General features: G+C 69.8%; 17 protein-coding genes. 9 read left to right on the top strand and 8 right to left on the bottom strand.

The genetic code is table 11. The features are described from left to right. Window positions 1-3: 3 nt before the first annotated feature. From ribD to PGN12_03655, 3 genes are read right to left on the bottom strand one after another with little or no spacing between them, the layout of a single operon-like run. Window positions 4-1,032 carry a bifunctional diaminohydroxyphosphoribosylaminopyrimidine deaminase/5-amino-6-(5-phosphoribosylamino)uracil reductase RibD gene (ribD, locus tag PGN12_03665; GenBank protein MEH3102982.1) on the bottom strand — a complete coding sequence of 343 codons (1,029 nt, stop codon included), beginning with the start codon at window positions 1,030-1,032 and terminating at the stop codon, window positions 4-6. 4 nt (window positions 1,033-1,036) lie between these two features. Beyond that, entirely contained in the window at window positions 1,037-1,387 is a 351-nt protein-coding gene (locus tag PGN12_03660; GenBank protein MEH3102981.1) for a hypothetical protein, read from the bottom strand. A gap of 18 nt (window positions 1,388-1,405) precedes the next feature. Beyond that, complete coding sequence (locus PGN12_03655) at window positions 1,406-2,743, bottom strand: glutamate--tRNA ligase (GenBank protein ID MEH3102980.1); 1,338 nt, start codon at window positions 2,741-2,743, stop codon at window positions 1,406-1,408. A 78-nt stretch (window positions 2,744-2,821) separates the two neighbouring features. Between PGN12_03655 and PGN12_03650 the strand changes: the two genes are divergently transcribed. Continuing rightward, on the top strand, window positions 2,822-3,757 hold the full coding sequence (locus PGN12_03650) for a ribose-phosphate pyrophosphokinase (GenBank protein ID MEH3102979.1): 936 nt from the start codon (window positions 2,822-2,824) through the stop codon (window positions 3,755-3,757). A 124-nt stretch (window positions 3,758-3,881) separates the two neighbouring features. Here PGN12_03650 and PGN12_03645 read toward each other — a convergent pair whose 3' ends face one another. After that, on the bottom strand, window positions 3,882-4,862 hold the full coding sequence (locus PGN12_03645; protein MEH3102978.1) for an NAD(P)-dependent glycerol-3-phosphate dehydrogenase: 981 nt from the start codon (window positions 4,860-4,862) through the stop codon (window positions 3,882-3,884). Further along, entirely contained in the window at window positions 4,859-5,884 is a 1,026-nt protein-coding gene (tsaD, locus tag PGN12_03640; protein MEH3102977.1) for a tRNA (adenosine(37)-N6)-threonylcarbamoyltransferase complex transferase subunit TsaD, read from the bottom strand. Before tsaD ends, PGN12_03645 begins: the two co-directional genes overlap by 4 nt. Before the next feature lie 242 nt (window positions 5,885-6,126). On the opposite strand from tsaD, the gene hemC reads away from it, so the two are divergent. From hemC to PGN12_03625, 3 genes are read left to right on the top strand one after another with little or no spacing between them, the layout of a single operon-like run. Continuing rightward, the gene (hemC, locus tag PGN12_03635; GenBank protein ID MEH3102976.1) at window positions 6,127-7,020 is read left to right on the top strand and encodes a hydroxymethylbilane synthase; all 894 of its coding nucleotides are present in this window, start codon (window positions 6,127-6,129) and stop codon (window positions 7,018-7,020) included. Continuing rightward, window positions 7,017-7,664 carry a uroporphyrinogen-III synthase gene (locus tag PGN12_03630; GenBank protein MEH3102975.1) on the top strand — a complete coding sequence of 216 codons (648 nt, stop codon included), beginning with the start codon at window positions 7,017-7,019 and terminating at the stop codon, window positions 7,662-7,664. Before hemC ends, PGN12_03630 begins: the two co-directional genes overlap by 4 nt. Before the next feature lie 31 nt (window positions 7,665-7,695). Beyond that, a complete protein-coding gene (locus PGN12_03625) occupies window positions 7,696-8,565 on the top strand; it encodes a hypothetical protein (GenBank protein MEH3102974.1) in 870 nt (289 codons plus the stop codon). Between the two features lie 124 nt (window positions 8,566-8,689). On the opposite strand, the gene PGN12_03620 is transcribed toward PGN12_03625, so the two are convergent. Beyond that, window positions 8,690-10,264: a lysine--tRNA ligase gene (locus tag PGN12_03620; GenBank protein ID MEH3102973.1), complete on the bottom strand. Its 1,575-nt coding sequence runs from the start codon at window positions 10,262-10,264 to the stop codon at window positions 8,690-8,692. A 51-nt stretch (window positions 10,265-10,315) separates the two neighbouring features. On the opposite strand from PGN12_03620, the gene PGN12_03615 reads away from it, so the two are divergent. Then, on the top strand, window positions 10,316-10,852 hold the full coding sequence (locus tag PGN12_03615) for a sterol desaturase family protein (protein MEH3102972.1): 537 nt from the start codon (window positions 10,316-10,318) through the stop codon (window positions 10,850-10,852). A gap of 170 nt (window positions 10,853-11,022) precedes the next feature. On the opposite strand, the gene PGN12_03610 is transcribed toward PGN12_03615, so the two are convergent. Beyond that, window positions 11,023-11,184, bottom strand: coding sequence for a DUF1674 domain-containing protein (locus tag PGN12_03610; GenBank protein ID MEH3102971.1), 162 nt, complete (start codon window positions 11,182-11,184; stop codon window positions 11,023-11,025). A gap of 93 nt (window positions 11,185-11,277) precedes the next feature. Here PGN12_03610 and PGN12_03605 point away from each other — a divergent pair, with 93 nt between their 5' ends. The 4 genes from PGN12_03605 (at window position 11,278) to purH (ending at window position 16,774) form a co-directional block, all read left to right on the top strand. After that, the gene (locus PGN12_03605) at window positions 11,278-12,585 is read left to right on the top strand and encodes an RsmB/NOP family class I SAM-dependent RNA methyltransferase (GenBank protein MEH3102970.1); all 1,308 of its coding nucleotides are present in this window, start codon (window positions 11,278-11,280) and stop codon (window positions 12,583-12,585) included. 29 nt (window positions 12,586-12,614) lie between these two features. Continuing rightward, complete coding sequence (rpe, locus tag PGN12_03600) at window positions 12,615-13,277, top strand: ribulose-phosphate 3-epimerase (protein ID MEH3102969.1); 663 nt, start codon at window positions 12,615-12,617, stop codon at window positions 13,275-13,277. Beyond that, entirely contained in the window at window positions 13,274-14,995 is a 1,722-nt protein-coding gene (locus PGN12_03595; GenBank protein MEH3102968.1) for a heparinase II/III family protein, read from the top strand. Before rpe ends, PGN12_03595 begins: the two co-directional genes overlap by 4 nt. Window positions 14,996-15,199: 204 nt before the next feature. Further along, a complete protein-coding gene (gene purH, locus PGN12_03590) occupies window positions 15,200-16,774 on the top strand; it encodes a bifunctional phosphoribosylaminoimidazolecarboxamide formyltransferase/IMP cyclohydrolase (protein MEH3102967.1) in 1,575 nt (524 codons plus the stop codon). 166 nt (window positions 16,775-16,940) lie between these two features. On the opposite strand, the gene PGN12_03585 is transcribed toward purH, so the two are convergent. Then, a complete protein-coding gene (locus PGN12_03585) occupies window positions 16,941-18,464 on the bottom strand; it encodes a lipopolysaccharide biosynthesis protein (GenBank protein MEH3102966.1) in 1,524 nt (507 codons plus the stop codon). Between the last annotated feature and the right edge of the window lie 80 nt (window positions 18,465-18,544).

The following is an 18,544-nucleotide window of genomic DNA, read 5'->3' as shown; positions in this document are numbered from 1 at the left end:
CTTTCAGGCGCGCTCGTAGACTTCGAGCCGGTCGCTGCCAAGCTGGCGCTGATCGGCGAGCGTCCAGCGGCCGTGCGCGTCGGCGAGATCGGTCAGCCCGAAGTCGGGAAGCGTCCGCCCGCCGCCGATCAGGAGCGGGGCGCGATAGAGGAGCAGGCGGTCGACGCGGTCGGCGCGGAGGAACGCGGCGGCGGTCTGCGCGCCGCCTTCGACGAAGAGGTGGTCGGCGGGGAGAGTGGAGATCGCTTCGGGCGCGTTAATCCAGATCGGTGCCGTCATCGCGAGCGAAGCAACGCGATCCAGAGCGTCCGGGGTGGGGCCCTGGATTGCTTCGCTACGCTCGCAATGACGTCCCTTCGCGGAAAGCACCACGCGTAGCGGCGAACGACCCTCCAGCCCCGGCAACCGCACATCGAGGCGGGGACGATCCGCCTCCCACGTCCCGCGGCCGACGAGGATCGCGTCGTGGCGGCTGCGTTCGAGATGCGTGTGGGCGCGCGCTTCCGGGCCGGTGATCCACCGGCTGCGTCCGTCCGCCAGCGCCGCCGCGCCGTCGAGCGACAGCGCGAGCTTGAGCGTGACGTGCGGGCGGCCCAGCGCGCGACGGGTGAGGAAGCCCGCCATCAACCGCTGCGCCGCCTCCGCCAGCACGCCAATCTCCACCGCGATACCCGCAGCCTGCAACCGGGCGAAGCCGCCGCCATCGGTGCGCGGATCGGGGTCGCCGACCGCCGCGACGACGCGCCCGACCCCGGCAGTGACGAGCAGATCGGCGCAGGCGGGGCCGCGGGTGCTGCGATGCGCGCAGGGTTCGAGCGTGACATAGGCGGTCGCGCCCCGCGCCGCGTCACGGGCTTCACCAAGCGCCATCGCCTCGGCATGCGGCCGTCCACCGGCTTGCGTCCAGCCCCGCCCGACGACGCGGCCGTCGCGCACGATCACACACCCGACATTGGGGTTGGGCGTCGTCCGCCCGCGCGTCCGCCCCGCCAGCGCGAGCGCGGCGGCCATCCAGCGCGCATCGTCGTTCAACGGATCAGATGCCCATGTCGTTGAGCTTGTCGTCGAGCCGCTTGAACCCCGCGCGCAGCTTTTCCTCGCGCGCCTTCTGCGCGGCGATCTCGGCATCGCGGATCGGCTTGTCGATCTTCTGCTGCGCGACGATCTCGGCATCGGTGCGGTCGAGCTTCCACTGCTGGAAGTAGACAATGTTGGGGCGATATTCCTTCTCGGCGTAGGAATCGTAGAAGAACGCCCAAATCACCACCGCCGTCACCGCGACCGACAGCGCGAAGAAGCTCCACTCGTAGCGCTCGCGCGTCTGGAGGAAGTAGCGCAGGTCGCGCGTGGCGCGCACCGGCGAAATACGGGCGAGGAACTGTCGCATGCGCGAGGATATAGGACGTCAGCCGCGGCTGTTCGAGTCCAGTCGTGCGATCGCGCGGTCGCGCCCGATCAGCGGGAGCAGCGCCGCCATGTCCGGCCCGTGATCGCGTCCGGTGAGCGCGCGGCGCAGCGGCAGGAACAGCGGCTTGCCCTTGCGCCCGGTCGCGTCCTTCAGCGCCGCGGTCAGCGCGTGCCACGGGTCGCCGGCCCAGTCGATCGTGCGCGCGACCTCTGCCGCCTGCGCGAGATAGCCGGCGTCTTCCCCGGCCGCGGGCGCTTCGATCGGCCCCTCGATCACCTGCCACCAGTCGGCGGCACCCGCGACCGTCTCGAGATTGGGGCGGATCGCTTCCCACACCGCCGCGTCGATCCCGGCGGAGAGGCGGTCGGCGACCGCGTCGAACGGCAATTGGTGGACGATCCGCGCATTGACCTGCGCCAGCTCACGCTCGTCGAACTTTGCCGGCGCACGCCCGAAATGCGCGAAGTCGAAGGCGTCGAGCAGCGGCGCAGGGTCGAGATGCGGCTCGACCGGCTGGCTGGTGCCGAGCCGTGCCAGCAGCGCGACGATCGCGGCGGGCTCGATCCCCGCGTCACGCAGCGCATCGACCCCGAGGCTGCCGAGCCGCTTCGACAATTTGCCTTCCGCTCCAGTGAGCAACGCCTCGTGCGCGAAGGCGGGCGGGGTCGCGCCCATCGCGGCGAACATCTGCAGTTGCAGCGCGGTATTGGTGACGTGATCCTCGCCGCGCACGACATGCGTCACACCCATGTCGCGGTCGTCGATCGCCGAGGGCAGCATGTAAAGCCACGAACCATCCGCGCGGCGGATCACCGGGTCGCTCATCGTCGCCGCATCGAACGCTTGAGGCCCGCGGATCAGGTCGGTCCATGCGATCGGCGTCGCGTGATCAAGGCGGAAACGCCAGTGCGGGCGCACGCCCTCCGCCTCCATCGTCGCGCGCTCGGCCTCGGTCAGCGCCAGCGCCGCGCGATCATAGACCGGCGGCAGCCCGCGCCCGCGCAGGATCTTGCGCTTGAGGTCCAGTTCCTGCGCGGTTTCATAGGCCGGGTAGATGTGCCCGGCGGCGCGCAATTCCTCGAACACTTCCTCGTAGCGGGCAGTGCGCGCCGACTGGCGCTCCTCGGCATCGGGATGGAGCCCCAGCCAGGCGAGATCAGCGCGGATCGCGTCGACGAACCGTTCCTCGCTGCGCTCCGCATCGGTATCGTCGATGCGCAGCAGGAATCGGCCGCCCTGCGCACGCGCCCACATCCAGTTGTGCAGCGCGGTGCGAATGTTGCCGACGTGCAGTGTGCCGGTCGGCGAGGGAGCGAAGCGGGTGATGACGGTCATGGGTCAGCGCTTACGCGCCCCCCCTTCCCCTCGCCAGCCCCCGCGCCTACACGAGCCCGCACGAAAGGGTGTTCGTCCATGAAATTGATGACCGGCAATTCCAACCTGCCGCTGGCGCGTGCGATCTCCGACTATCTGGAGGTGCCGTTGACCGAGGCGCTGGTGCGCCGTTTCGCCGATGAGGAAATCTTCGTCGAAATCATGGAGAACGTTCGCGGGGAGGACGTGTTCGTCGTCCAGTCGACCAGCTATCCGGTCAACGACAATTTGATGGAATTGCTGATCATGATCGACGCGCTGAAGCGCGCGTCGGCCAAGCGGATCACCGCCGTCCTTCCCTATTTCGGCTATGCGCGTCAGGATCGGAAGCCGGGGCCGCGCACGCCGATCTCGGCCAAGCTGGTCGCCAATCTGGTCACGACCGCGGGTGCCGACCGCGTGCTGTCGGTCGACCTGCACGCCGGGCAGATTCAGGGTTTCTTCGACATCCCGACCGACAATCTCTTCGCCGCGCCGGTGATGTCGCAGGACATCCGCGCGCGCTTCGGCGAGAAGAATTTGATGGTCGTTTCGCCTGACGTCGGCGGCGTGGTGCGCGCCCGCGCGCTGTCGAAGCGGCTCGACAACGCCCCGCTGGCGATCGTCGACAAGCGCCGCGAGCGCGCGGGCGAGTCGGAGGTGATGAACATCATCGGCGACGTCGAGGGGCGGTTCTGCATCCTGATCGACGATATCGTCGATTCGGCAGGGACGCTGTGCAACGCCGCCGCCGCGCTGAAGGAAGCGGGGGCGGAGGACGTGGTCGCCTATGTCTCGCACGGCGTGCTGTCGGGCGGTGCGGTGGCGCGGGTCGAAGGCTCGGCGCTGCACGAACTGGTCATCACCGATTCGATCGGCAATCACGATACGATCAAGGACGCGGGCAAGATCCGCCACCTGACGATCGCGCCGCTGCTCGCCGAGGCGATGCGGCGGATTTCGGACGAGGCGAGCGTCAGCAGCCTATTCGATTGAGGCGGGGCGCACGGCCTTCAACACCGTTCGTGCTGAGCCTGTCGAAGCACCGGCCTGGGCACACGCCCTTCGACAAGCTCAGGACGAACGGTGTGGGTGCGAGGCGCTACCCGCCCGAATTGCCCTACACCTCTTCCTTCAACGGTCGTGCCAGTAAGTCGTCGATCACGCCTCGCACCGCCTCGCCAGCGAGCAGGCGGCACACCGCCGCGGTAATCGGCATCTCCACCCTCGCCGCTTGCGCCGCCTCCAGCAGCACCGGCGCGGTATAGGCGCCCTCCGCGACGGTGCGGCGATTGGTGAGCAGGTGCACCGCCGCCTCGCCGCGCCCGATCCCCACGCCGAGCGAAAAGTTGCGCGACGCGGTCGACGAGCAGGTCAGCACCAGATCGCCAAGCCCCGACAGTCCCGCGAGCGTCTCGGCGCGCGCGCCCTTCGCAGCACCGAAACGCGTCATCTCGGCGAAACCGCGCGCGATCAGCGCCGCGCGCGCATTCTGCCCGAGGCCGGCGCCGTCCACCACGCCGCACGCGATCGCCAGCACGTTCTTGACGGCGCCACCGATCTCCGCCCCGATCACGTCGCTCGACGCATAGGGACGGAAATGCGGCGCGGCGATCGCGGTGGCGAGCAAGGCGCGCGTCGCCGGGTCGTGCCCGGCCAGCGTCACCGCGGTCGGCAGCCCGCGCGCCACCTCATGCGCGAAGGTCGGCCCCGACAGCACCAGCACCGGCGAGGCGGGATGCTGTTCCTGCGCCACCTCGCTCATCAGCAGATGCGTGCCGGCCTCAATCCCCTTCGAGCAGACCACCAGCGCCTGCGCATTGGCGGGCAGCTGCGCCAGCACCGTGCGCATCGCCTGCGCGGGCGTGACGATCAGATTGGCCGCCGCCTCCGCCACCCACGCCAGATCGCCGGTGGCGCGGATCAGCGGCGAGAGCGGAATGCCGGGCAAATAGGCGGCGTTCTCGTGATCCGCGTTGATCGCATCGACCAGCGCCAAGTCGCGCGCCCATAGCCGCACCTCATGACCGTTGCTGGCGGCGACCTGCGCGAGCGCGGTGCCCCATGCGCCCGCCCCGATGACGCCGATCGGGCCGCTCATGCCTTCACCCCTGCGCCGCGCACCTTCTCCGCATCCGGATCGAGTGGCCAGCGCGCGCGCGCGGCGGTGTCGAGCGGGTCGGTCAGCCCGGCGGCGAAGCGCTCCACACCCGCCCACGCGATCATCGCGGCATTGTCGGTGCACAGCCAGCCCGGTGGCGCGACGAAGCGCAGCCCGTGCTCGGCGGCGAGCGCCTGCAACGCCGCGCGCACCGCGCCGTTCGCCGCGACGCCGCCGGCAACGACCAAAGCGGTCGCGCCGTCCGCCCTGCTCAGCGCGCGGCGGGTACGGTCGATCAGGCAATCGACCACCGCCTGCTGGAAGCTTGCCGCGACATCAACGGCGGCGTGATCGGGCGCCATCCGCGCCACCGCCGCCTTGAGCCCGGCGAAGGAGAAATGCGGCTCTGGCGAGCCTTTCAGCGGGCGCGGCAGCGGCACCGCGCGCGCATCGCCCTCCGCGGCGGCGCACTCGACCGCCGGGCCGCCGGGAAAGCCGAGCCCGAGGATCTTGGCGGTCTTGTCGAACGCCTCGCCCGCGGCATCGTCGATCGTCGTCGCGAGCCGGCGATAGCGCGCGACGCCTTCGACCAGCAGCAACTGGCAATGCCCGCCCGAGACGAGCAGCAGCAGATAGGGGAAGCCGAGGTCGGGATCGGCGAGCCGCGGGCTGAGCGCATGCCCCTCGAGATGATTGACCGCGATCAGCGGCTTGCCTGCGGCATGCGCCAGCGCCTTGCCGGTCACCAGCCCGACCAGGACGCCGCCGATCAGCCCCGGCCCGGCGGTCGCTGCGATCGCGTCGACATCGGCGAGCGTCTTTCCCGCATCGGCCAGCGCCGCTTCGACCAGCGGCTGCAATACCTCGACATGCGCGCGCGCCGCGATCTCCGGCACGACGCCGCCATAAGGACGGTGCGCGGCCTCCTGCCCGGCGAGCCGGTGCGCGAGCACCTGCCGGTCGCCGGTGACGAGAGCGGCGGCGGTTTCGTCGCAGGAGGATTCGAGCCCGAGGATCAGCATCGCGGCTATCTAGGGGATGGAGCGCCGGTTATCGAGCCTCGGCGTTCGCACCGTCGCCCCTGCGCAGGCAGGGGCCCATGTCTGACTCGTTCTGCCTTATCGTCTGACACAAATACAGGCGGGCATGTGTCAGGCCGATCGCATCACGCCACAGACATAGGCCCCTGCCTGCGCAGGGGCGACGGCGTCTGGGGCGCCGCAACGCTTGCCCACGCGCGCCGAAGTCGCCAAGACCCGCGGCCATGTTCCGGCTCGGTACCCGTGGTTCGCCGCTCGCGCTCACCCAGGCAGGCATGGTGCGCGACGCGCTGATGGCCGCGCACGGCTGGGACGACGTCGAGATCGTCACGATCCGCACCACCGGCGACCGCGTGCAGGACCGTGCGCTCGCCGAGATCGGCGGCAAGGCGCTGTGGACCAAGGAGCTTGACCGCGCGCTGCTGGCGGGTGAGGTCGACGCCTGTGTCCATTCGATGAAGGACGTCGAGACGCTGCGCCCCGATGCGATCGCGATCGCCGCGACGTTGCCGCGCGCCGATGTGCGTGACCGGCTGATCGGTGCGGCGTCGATCGCGACGCTGCCTGACAAAGCGGTGATCGGCACCAGCAGCCCGCGCCGCGCCGCGCAGCTGCGCCGGCTGCGCCCCGACGTCTCGGCGGTGCTGTTCCGCGGCAATGTCGACACGCGGCTCGGCAAGCTGGCGGCCGGCGAGGTCGATGCGACCTTGCTCGCCGCCGCCGGGCTGGAGCGGCTCGGGCGGCACGACACCGGGGTGGCGATCCCGCTGGACGTGATGCTCCCGGCCCCCGCGCAGGGCGCGGTCGGAGTCGAGACGCTGGCCGAGGGGCCGGCGCGCGCGCGGGTCGCGGCGATCGACGATGCCGCAACGCACCGGGCGGTCGCGGCGGAGCGCGCCTTGCTCGCGGGGCTTCGCGCCGACTGCCATTCGCCGGTCGCGGCGCTGGCGGTGGTCGAGGGGGGGACGCTGGTGCTGCGCGCGCAATTGCTGACCCCCGACGGCGCCGAGTCGGTCGAGGGGATCGCCGAGGGCGCCGACCCGGTGTTGCTGGGCGCACGGCTTGCCGAAGACCTGCTCGAGCGTGCGCCCGCCGCGATCCGCGTGCTGTTCGGATGACGCGTGCGCTGGTGCTGCGGCCCGAACCGGGCAACGCACGCACCTGCGCGGCGCTTCAGGCGGTGGGGATCGAACCGGTGGCGCTGCCGCTGTTTGCTGCCGTCCCGCTATCGTGGTCGCCCCCGGATCCGGCAGATTACGATGCATTGCTGCTCACCAGTGCGCAGGCGGCGCGACTGGCGGGCGACGGGCTCGCGCGGCTGGCGAGGTTGCCGGTGGTCGCGGTCGGCACGGCGACCGCCGCAGCGGCGCGTGCGGCCGGGCTCAACGTGGCGATCGTCGGAGATGGCGACGCGGCGGCGGCGGTGGCGCGTGCCAGCGTCTTCCCGCGCTTGCTCCATCTCGCCGGACGCGAGCATGTCGCGCAGCCGGGCGTCGCGACGCTGATCGTCTATGCCAGCGAGGCTTTGTCGGTCGCACCGGAGGCGCTGGCATCGGCGGTCGACACGCTGGTGATGCTGCACTCCGTTCGCGCCGCGCAGCGTTTCGCGCTGCTGGCCGCCGACCTTCCACGCTGGCGGATCAGCCTTGCGGCGCTCAGCCCGACGATCGGCGCGGCGGCGGGACCGGGCTGGGCACGCATCAGGGTGGCGGACCGCCCCGACGATCACGCCCTGATACAGGCGGTTGTCGCAGCTGATTGACCGGCGCGCCGGGCGCGAGGATAAGTGGCGGATGAGCGATCCCCCTGGCACGACGCGAACCCCCACGCGATCGCGGATCGGCCCGGCGCTGGCGATCGCGATCCTCGCCTTTCTGATCGGGCTGGGGCTGATGGCCTATGCGGTGCGCAACACGCCCGGCTTCTTCGCGCGCGGTGGATCGAATGCGCCCGTCGCCAAGCCGACCGTCGCACCGGTCGCGCCGCCCGAAGCCACCGCCGATGCGGCGACCCTGGCGCTGCGCGAGGCGACGCTGGCGGCGCAGCTCGCCAATCTTGAGGCGCGCGCGGCGCGCACCGACGCCGACACCGCAGAGGCGGCGGTCAATGCCGGCAAGGCGGAGGCGATTTTCGTAACCTTCGCGGCACGACGCGCGCTCGATCGTGGCGCGGGGCTCGGGTATCTGGAGAACGAATTGCGCCGCCGGTTCGGCGCGACGCTGCCGGCACAGGTCGGGACGGTGATCCGCGCCGCGCGCCAGCCGGTGACGCTTGAGGATCTGCGCGAGAGTCTCAACGTCGCCACGCCGATGCTGCTTGCACGGCCAAGCGATTGGTGGAGCGGGATCGGCAGCGAGTTGCGCAATCTGGTCGTCATTCACCGCGCCGACACGCCATCGCCGCTGCCGTCGGACCGGCTGGCGCGCGCGCGGCGGCAGCTCGACAACGGCAATGTCGAAACCGCGTTGGCGGAGGTCGAGCGGCTGCCCGGCGCGGCGGATGCGGCGAACTGGACTGCGGCGGCGCGGCGCTGGATCGACGCACGCGCGGCGCTCGATACGTTGGAGACCGCGGCGATCACCGGCGCCTTTGCCCCGCCTCCGGCGCGCCCGGCCGAGCCGCAGCCGGCACCGTCCCCATCGGCGGATGGGAGTTTGTTCTAGGGCGGGCTTGATCCGGGAGCGCTACGCCCCTCTTTCGTCATCGCGAGCGTAGCGAAGCGATCCAGACCGTCCTGGTCCGGCACTGGATTGCTTCGCTGCGCTCGCAACCACGGAATGAGCGGCGTTACTGCTTCCCCAGCGCCTCGGCGATCAGCTTTCGCGTGTTCGCGATGCCGTAGAGGCGGATGAAGCTCCCCATCCGTGGCCCCTGGCTCGACCCCAGCAGCGTCTCGTAAAGTGCCTTGAACCAATCGCGCAGCTCGGCGAACCCGCCGGTCTTGCCGATCTCGTAGACGATGTTTTGCACATCCTCGGCGCTCGCCTCTTCCGGCAACGCCGCCAGTTCGGCGTCGAGCCTTTCGAGCGCCGCAACCTCGACGCCCTCGGGCGCGCGGCGCTTCAGCGTCGGGGCAACATGGTCGCGATGGTACGCCAGCGCATGGCCGATCAGCCGGTCCAGTTCGGGGTAAGCGGCGGGCGTCGCATCGGCGACGTAATTGGCGAGGTACGCCCACACCTGCTCGCGCGTCGCGCCCTCGCCCATCACCCCGACGAGGTTGAGCAACAGCCCGAATGTCACCGGCAACTTGCCGTCGGGTAGCTTGCCGTCATGGACATGGTGGACGGGGTTGCCGAGCCGCTCCTTGATCGCCTGACCCGCATAATTGCCGCGGAACTGCCAGTAGTCGTCCACCGCGCGCGGAATCACGCCCATGTGGAGCTGCTTGGCCTTCTTGGGCTCGCGATAGATATAGAAAGCGAGGCTTTCCTCAGGGCCGTAGGTCAGCCATTGCTCGATCGAAAGTCCGTTGCCCTTCGACTTGGAGATCTTCTCACCCTTGTCATCAAGGAACATCTCGTAGTTGAAGCCTTCGGGCGGGCGACCACCGAGCACGCGCGCGATCTTCGAAGATTGCACGACCGAGTCGATCAGGTCCTTGCCTGCCATCTCGTAATCGACGCCGAGCGCGACCCAGCGCATTGCCCAGTCGACCTTCCATTGCAGCTTCGACAATCCGTCGAGCGCCGACTGCTCGATGCGTTCGCCCTCGTCCTCAAAGGAGATCAGCCCCGTTTCGGCGTCGATCACTTCGACCGGCACCTGCAGCACGATGCCGCTCTTGGGGCTGACCGGCAGCACCGGCGAATAGGTCGCGCGCCGCTCGGCGCGCAGCGTCGGCAGCATCACATCCATCACGCCCTGCCAGTGGCGCAGCACGCCCCTGATCGCGTCGTCGAAGCGGCCCGAGGTATAATATTCGGTCGAGGAGGCGAATTCATAGTCGAAGCCGTAGCGATCGAGGAAGTCGCGCAGCATCGCATTGTTGTGCGCGGCGAAGCTGTCGAACTTGCCGAACGGATCGGGAATCCGCGTCAACGGCTTGCCGAGATGCTCCCTCAGCATGTCACCGTTGGGGACGTTGTCGGGCACCTTGCGCAGCCCGTCCATGTCGTCGCTGAACGCGATCAGCCGCGTGGGTGCGTCGCTGAGCGCGTGGAAGGCGTTGCGGACCATCGTGGTGCGCAGCACCTCGTTGAAGGTGCCGATGTGCGGCAGCCCCGACGGACCGTAGCCGGTCTCGAACAGCACCGGTTGACCGTCCGGTTTCCCGTCCGGGTAGCGCTTGAGGAGCTTGCGCGCCTCCTCATACGGCCAGGCCTTGGAGTCGAGTGCGGCGGTTCGGAGATCGTCGGTCATGATGCGCGCCGACGTAGCGAGACGCGCGCGCGATGGCTATATGCACGCGCGATGTCGTTCTGGCCCGCCCTGCTGCTGTTCCTCGCCACCGTCGCGCTGATGGAGGGGTTCGCCTATGTGATGCACCGCTGGGTGATGCACGGACCGGGCTGGTTCCTCCACGAGAGCCACCATCGTGCCCGGCAGGGCAATTGGGAGCTGAACGATCTGTACGCCGCGATCTTCGCGGTGCCGTCGTTCGTGATGATCCTCGGCGGGGTGCAGCTCGGCTGGTGGCCGGGGTTCACGTGGATCGGCGCGGGGATCGCCGCCTATGGCGCGATCTATTTCGGGTTCCACGACGTGATCGTCCACAAGCGGCTGCCGACGCGCTATCTGCCGAAGTCGGCCTATATGAAGCGGATCATCCAGGCGCACCGGCTCCACCATGTCGTCGAGACGAAGGACGGCAACGTCAGCTTCGGTTTTCTGATTGCGCCTAAACCCGAAGAGCTGAAGGCGGAGCTGAAGCGCCGCGGGCGCGCCGGGGTACGGGCGGCTGCGGGCGTGGAACGCGATAGGGTTCAAGGTTCGTCATCCCGGACTTGATCCGGGATCCCGCTTTTTCTTGTATCGTCAGTAGGAAGCGAGTCCCCGGATCAAGTCCGGGGCGACGAGGGATACGGGTTCCCAACCGTTCGCCCTGAGCTTGTCGAAGGGCGTGTTCCGGGGCACGTGCTTCGACAGGCTCAGCACGAACGGAAGGTTGGCTAATCCGTTCAAAAATCGACCGCGATGCCCTTCAATTCCCAATCACCGAACCTCACCGGATCACGGCCCAGCGGGTCTTCGGCGGGGCGTTCAAGCGGACCCGGCGCGGGCACCGGTGTATTGGGGCTGAGATAGGCGGGGGGCTTCACATGATCGGGGCGCTTGCCCATCGCTTCGGTCCTTCCGATTGATCCCGCGTGCACACCGGCACATATGCAGCGCCATGATCGCCTTCAAGCCGAGCCCTTTGCAGCAGACCGTGCGTGGCTGACGCCCGCCCCCCGCGCCGCCCCGCCCGACCACGCCCTGCCCCGGGCGGACCCGAGCCGCTCGGCACCGCGCCGCGGCGTGCGGCACTGCGGCTGCTCGACGCGGTGCTGCGACGGGGCGAGCCGCTGGAGTCGGCGCTCGCCCATGCGACGCGCGCGCTGGTCGGCGGCCCCGATCGCGGGTTGGCGCACGCCATCGCCGCCGAAACGCTGCGTCGGCTCCCCGATCTCGATGCGCTGATCGACTCGGCGACTCGCCAGCGCTTGGCCGACGACGCCAAGGCGCGCAGCGCGCTGCGGATCGCGCTCGCGCAGGCGCTGGGGCTCGGCACCCCGCCGCACGCCGCGATCGCCACCGTGCTGCCGCTGGTCGACGGCGGCCCGCGCAAGCTGGTCCACGGCGTGTTCGGCACGCTGATGCGCGGCGAGGCAAAGCTGCCCGAGGTGCCGACACTGCCCGCGGCGGTCGCCGAGCGCTGGCGCACCAATTGGGGTGACGCGGTCGCTGCCGCCGCCGCGCGCGCGATCGCCGCGCCCCCACCGATCGACCTCAGCTATGCCGATGCCGCAAGGGTGCTGTCCGACGCGACTTCGCTCGCCCCGGCACACGCACGCGTGCCGGCAGGCAGCGACGTCACGGCACTTCCCGGCTATGACGCGGGGGAATGGTGGGTACAGGACCTCGCCGCCTCGATCCCCGCCCGCCTGATCGGGCGCGGCACCGGTGCGGCGCTCGACCTATGCGCCGCGCCGGGCGGCAAGACGCTCCAGCTCGCCGCCGCAGGCTGGCAGGTGACGGCGGTGGAAATGTCCGAAAGTCGCGCCGCGCGACTTCGCGAGAATCGCGAACGCACCGGGCTTGGCTTCGCGATCGCGATCGCCGACGTGCTCAAATGGTCGCCGGACGCGACCGCGCAGGCAGTATTGGTCGATGCGCCGTGCAGCGCGACCGGTATCTTCCGCCGCCACCCCGACGTGCTCCACCGCGCGCATGGCGGGATCGTCGCGGAGATGGCCGAGCTGCAGGCGCGTATCCTCAAGCGCGCCGCCACCTGGGTCGCTCCCGGTGGGACGCTCGTCTACGCTACCTGCTCGCTCGAGCCCGAGGAGGGCGAGGCACAGATCGAGCATTTTCTGCGCGACCACCCCGACTTTTCGATCCGCGCGCCCGCCGATGGCGAGCTGCCCGCCGGGATCGCCGCTGAGCCCGAGGGCTGGGTTCGCACGCTGCCTGGAATGCTCGAAGCGGTCGGTGGATGCGACGGGTTCTTCGTTGCGCGGGTCGAGCGCGCTTCCGCCTGACGCCCGCGTCCGCTAACGGGGGCGGCATCATGACCAAGCCCGTTCGCATCGCGCCTTCGATCCTGTCCGCCGATTTCGCCAGACTGGGGGAGGAGGTGCGCGCGATTGATGCCGCCGGCGCCGACTGGATCCATATCGACGTGATGGACGGGCATTTCGTCCCAAATATCACGATTGGACCGGCGGTGGTGAAGGCACTGCGCCCGCATACGACCAAGCCGTTCGACGTCCATCTGATGATCTCGCCGGTCGACCTCTATCTCGACGCCTTCGCCGAGGCGGGCGCGGACACGATCACCGTCCATCCCGAGGCCGGGCCGCACATCCACCGCACGATCCAGCACATCAAGGGGCTGGGCAAGCGTGCCGGCGTGGTGCTCAACCCCGGCACCCCGGCCAAGATGCTCGATTACCTGATCGATATGGTCGACCTCGTGCTGGTGATGAGCGTCAATCCCGGCTTCGGCGGACAGCATTTCATCGACAGTCAGCTCAAGAAGATCAGCGCGATCCGCAGGATGATCGAGCAATCGGGCCGCGACATCGATCTGGAGGTCGACGGCGGGATCGACGCCGAAACCGCCCGGCGTGCGATCGAGGCCGGTGCCGACGCGCTGGTCGCCGGCACCGCCACCTTCCGTGGCGGACCCGAGCGTTATGCGGAGAACATCATTGGTCTGCGCGGCGGATGACCGACGACCGCACCGGCATCGATTCCGAAAAGCACGTCATTTCCGCGGGCACCGGCGAGTCGCTCGGTGACCGCATGGCGGCGTGGGTCGAGCGGCTGACCTGGCGCACTCCGCTCCACGACCGCCGGCTCGATGGCCAGCACCCGGCCAGGCTGGTCGCGGTGCCGGTCGACCCGATCCCCGGCGAAACCGACCTCGGCGAGGCGCTGCTCGAAGGCTGGATGTTCGCGGGGGGCGAGCATCATGCGATCGAGACGATCGACGTCGCCGCGCCGGCCGCGGGGCCGGCGTTTGTGGAGTATCTCCATTCCTTCGCATGGCTGCGCGACGTCGCCGCGCTGGGAGATCGCGCGCGCGCGGTGCCGCTGGCCGAGGCGCTGGCGGGCGGATGGCTGGCGGTTCACGGCGACCGCGTCTCCGATCCGGCGTGGCGCCCGGCGACCACCGCACGGCGGCTGGCGATGTGGGCGTTCCATGCGCCGCTGCTGCTCGCTTCGTCCGACCTCGTCTTCCGCTCGCGCGTGCTCAACGGGATCGCGCGCGCGGCGCGACATCTGGATCGTACCGCCGACAAGGCACCGCCGGGCGCGGAACGCATCGCCGCCTGGACGGGGGTGGTGATCGCCGGACTGCTGCTGCCCGCGGGCGAGACGCGGCTGGCGATCGGCGAGGCCGGGCTGGCGCGCGCGCTCGGCAACGGCTTGAGCGCGGATGGCGGCGTGGTCAGCCGCTCGCCCGCCGCGTTGCTCGACGTGCTCGCGACGATCGGGCTGCTGCGCGCCGCTTATGAAGCGCGCGGGCTGCCGCTGCCGGAACCCGTCGAACAAGCGCTGGCGCTCGCCACCCCCGCGCTGCTGGGGACGACGATGGGTGATGGCGGGTTGTCGAGCTGGCAGGGCGGGCTGCCGGTCGACGCCGAGGCCGTCAACGACGTGCTGATCGCCAGCGGTGCGCACGGTCGCCCGCTGCGCCAGTCGCGCGACTGGGGCTATCAGCGGCTCGCCAATGGCGCGGCGGTGCTGATCGTCGACGCCGCCCCGCCGCCGATGGCGCGCGTCGCGGAGGGCGGCTGCGCCTCGACGCTCGCCTTCGAGTTCAGCGACGGCGCCGAACGGCTGATCGTCAATTGCGGCGGCGCAGGCGTCACCGGCGCGCGGATGTCCCCCGCGATGATGACCGGGCTGCGCAGCACCGCGGCACACTCGACGCTGACGATCGGCGACACCAATTCGACCGCGATCCTGCCCGACGGCACGCTCGGCAAGGGCGTGCGCCAGGTCGAGCTGACGCGGCAGGAATCGGAATTGGGTAGCCGGATCGAGGCGCGTCACGACGGCTATGTCCGCCGCCACGGCTTCCACCACCAGCGCACCCTGCTGCTGCTCAGCGACGGGCGCGAGCTGCGCGGCGAGGATGCCTTGCTCGCCGCGCCGGGCGCGCGCCCGCGCCGGGCGGACGCGATGACGCCGTTCCTGCTGCGCTTCCATCTCGCCGCCGGGGTCGAGGCGGTCGCGACCGCCGACAATCAGGCAGCGATGCTGCGCACGTCTGTTGGCAATTTCTGGCACTTTCGCAGCCGCGGCGAACGGCTGACGATCGAGGACAGCGTGTGGGTCGACGGCTGGGGCCGGCTGTTCACGACGCAGCAGATCGTCATTCACGGGCTTGCGCCGCCCACCGGGGTGAACGTCAATTGGGTGTTGAAGCGGGCGCGGTAAGGACCTTCTCGTTTGGCTCAGATCATCTGAACCGTTCGTACTGAGCTTGTCGAAGCACGTGCCGCTCGGGACACGCCCTTCGACAAGCTCAGGCCGAACGACTGTCTGCCGGAACGCCTGTCTGCCCGACGGTGGCGGTCAACAGGACATCATGCCGCCGCTTCGCCCTTGAGCCCCGCCCTTCCCCCGCGTAAGCGCGCGCGCATGACCAGCATCCCGATCCGCCGCGCGCTCCTTTCCGTCTCCGACAAGACCGGGATCGTCGATCTCGCCACCGCGCTCGCGGGCAAAGGCGTCGAACTCGTCTCGACGGGCGGCACCGCCAAGGCATTGCGCGACGCCGGGCTGACCGTGCGCGACATCAGCGAGCTGACCGGCTTTCCGGAAATGATGGACGGCCGCGTCAAGACGCTCCACCCCAAGGTGCACGGCGGGCTGCTCGCGGTGCGCGACGACGCCGCGCACGCCGCGTCGATGGAAGAGCATCAGATCGGCGCGATCGACCTCGTCGTCGTCAATCTCTATCCCTTCGAGGCGACCGTCGCCAAGGGTGCCGACCGCGACGAGGTAGTCGAGAATATCGACATCGGCGGGCCGTCGATGGTCCGCTCGGCCGCCAAGAACCACGCCTATGTCGCGATCGTCACCGATCCCGCCGATTACGCGCTGGTCGCCGAAGGCTCGACCACGCTGGGGGATCGCAAGCGGCTCGCCGCCAAGGCGTTCGCCACCACCGCCGCCTATGACGGCGCGATCGCGCGCTGGTTCGGCAATGTCGACCAGGGCGAGCGCTTCCCGGCGGTCCTGCCGCTGACTCTACGTCGCGCGGGCGAGGACCTGCGCTACGGCGAGAACCCGCACCAGCACGCCGCTTTCTATGCTGCGACCGGCGACGCGACACCCGGCATCGGGCAGGCGCGGCAGGTGCAGGGCAAGGCGCTGAGCTACAACAATTACAACGACGCTGATGCCGCGCTGGAGCTGATCGCCGAGTTCCGCGACGCGGAGCCGACCTGCGTGATCGTCAAGCACGCCAATCCGTGCGGGGTGGCGACCGCGGCGACACTGGCCGAGGCGTATGAGTCCGCGTTCGCCTGCGACACGGTCAGCGCGTTCGGCGGGATCATCGCGGTCAACCGCCCGCTCGACGGCGTTACCGCCAAGGCGATCACTGGCATCTTCACCGAAGTCGTCGTCGCTCCCGACGCCGACGAGGAGGCGCTGGCGCTGTTCGCGGCGAAGAAGAACCTCCGCCTGCTGCTGACCGGCACGCTCCCCGATCCGGCGCGCGACGGGCTGTTCGCCAAGTCGATCGCGGGCGGCTGGCTGGTCCAGTCGCGCGACGCCGGGCGCGTGCTCCCCGCCGACCTCAAGGTCGTGACCAAGCGCCAGCCGAGCGAGCAGGAACTCGCCGACTGCCTGTTCGCGTGGACGGTCGCCAAACACGTCAAGTCGAACGCGATCGTCTATGCCAAGGGCGGCAGCACCGCCGGCGTCGGCGCGGGGCAGATGAACCGGCTGGAATCGGCGCGGATCGCGGCGTGGAAGGCCAAGGACGCCGCTGACAAGGCCGGCTGGGGCGCAACGCGCACGATCGGCTCGGCGGTGGCGTCGGACGCGTTCTTCCCGTTCGCCGATGGCCTGTTGGCGGCGGTCGAGGCGGGCGCGACCGCGGTGATCCAGCCGGGCGGCTCGATCCGCGACGACGAGGTGATCGCCGCCGCCGACGCCGCCGGGCTGGCGATGGTGTTCACGGGGATGCGCCACTTCCGGCATTGATCGGCGCGGTTGATTGAACTCCGTCGCCCCTGCGAAGGCAGGGGCCTATGTCTGTGGCGTGTGTCGGTCGGCTGACACATGAGCCGACGTGGCCGAGGAAGCACCGGCCCCAAACTCGACAGCCATGGGCCCCTGCCTACGCAGGGGCGACGGTCTTATCGGCGGTCTACCGGATGAACCCGCCCTCGTTGGGCAACGTCGCCTCTTCCGCGCTCGGCATCTTGCTGAACAGCGCGCGATCCTCGGGGCCGAAGGCGTAGCGCCAGATCACGAACAGATATGCCGCCAGCGTCGCGGCGACCCCGATCGACACCTGCGCCCAGCGCCACCCCGGCGGCAGCAGCGCGAACGCCCCGCCGACCGCCGCCCCCGCGCACGCCGCCCAGACGAGCGGCCAGCGCATCGGCGAGACGCTCGCGCCCAACAGCCGCCCCAGCACCCCGGCCTTGATGAACGAGGTGAGCAGCACCACCAGCATCAACGCGACCGGCGCGCCAGCCGCCTGTGTCGTCACCCCGTATCCCGCCGCGCGCAACGCGAGGATCAACGCGAACGACAGCGCGATCTGCAACGCGATCATCGTCATCGAGATCAACAGGTTGCGATGCCGCGCCATATAGACGAGCGCCGATTCGGACACCGCGCCGGTCGAGGCGAACACCTCGGCGAACAACAGGAACACCATCGGCGCCGCACCGCCGACGAACTGCGGGCCGATCGTCGCCATCACCCCCTCGCGCGGGATCGAGGCGGTGATCGCGAGCGCGAGCTGCGCGGCGATGATCCAGAACGCCACCTGCCGCACCTGCCGTGCGATCGCCGCCAGATCGCCGCGCGCGAGGCTCTGCGTCACCACCGGCCCCAGGATCGGGTCGAAGCTGGTCTTGAGCTTCTGCGGCAGGCTCGCGACCTGTTGCGCCATATAATAGATGCCGACCACGCTCGGCGCGAACAGCGTGCCGAGGATCAGCCGGTCGACGTTGCGGCTGCCCCATTCGAGCGCATCCGCGCCGGCCAGCGGCGTGTTGGCGCGCGTCATCTGCCACAATTGCCCGACGTGCGGCGACCAGCCGTGCGGCACGCCATAGCTGCGGATCAGCGGCACGATGCTCGCGGTCAGCGCCGCGACCATGCTCGCGACATAGGCGAGCACCAGCCCGTCCTTGTGGGTGAAGAACGAGAACAGGAACGCGAAGATCGACAGCGTCCACGGCTCGATCACGGCGCGCGCGGTTACGCTCGCCTTCACGTTGTGGCGGTAAGCGAGCGCGGCGAGGCTGACGTCGGACAGCGCCGGTGCGAGGATGATGAGCGGGAACAGCCGGTCGAGCCCGCCGATCGCTGAATTGGGGTACATCGCCTGCGGGAAGGCGAACAGCATTACGCTGGCGATCAGGCTGGCGATCAGCGCGAGCGCCAGCGCGTCGAAGACGACGTGATTGTGCGGGCGCTCGGTTGAGGACAAGGCTTGGGCGAGGCCACGCTTGAGCCCGAGGGTTGCGATCAGCGCGGCGAACTCGACCACCACCACCGCGATCGCGAAGCGACCGACGAGCGCCGCGCCGTACATATGGCCGGCGATGAACAGGAACGGGATGCGCGCGCCGAGCCGCAGGACGAACCCCGCGACGTTGGTGCGACCGCCCTTGGCGAGCGCTGCGATGTCTTCGGGTTGGTCGGTGGCGGTCATGCGGGGGCGCGTCCCCTCACCGTTCGCTTCGAGCAGGGTTCGAGCGCAGCCGAGAACCCGTCCGTCGAGAAGGCACGACC

The organism is Sphingomonas phyllosphaerae (genome assembly GCA_036946405.1).
Lineage (GTDB): Bacteria > Pseudomonadota > Alphaproteobacteria > Sphingomonadales > Sphingomonadaceae > Sphingomonas > Sphingomonas phyllosphaerae_D.
This window is presented reverse-complemented; position numbering and strand designations above follow the sequence as displayed.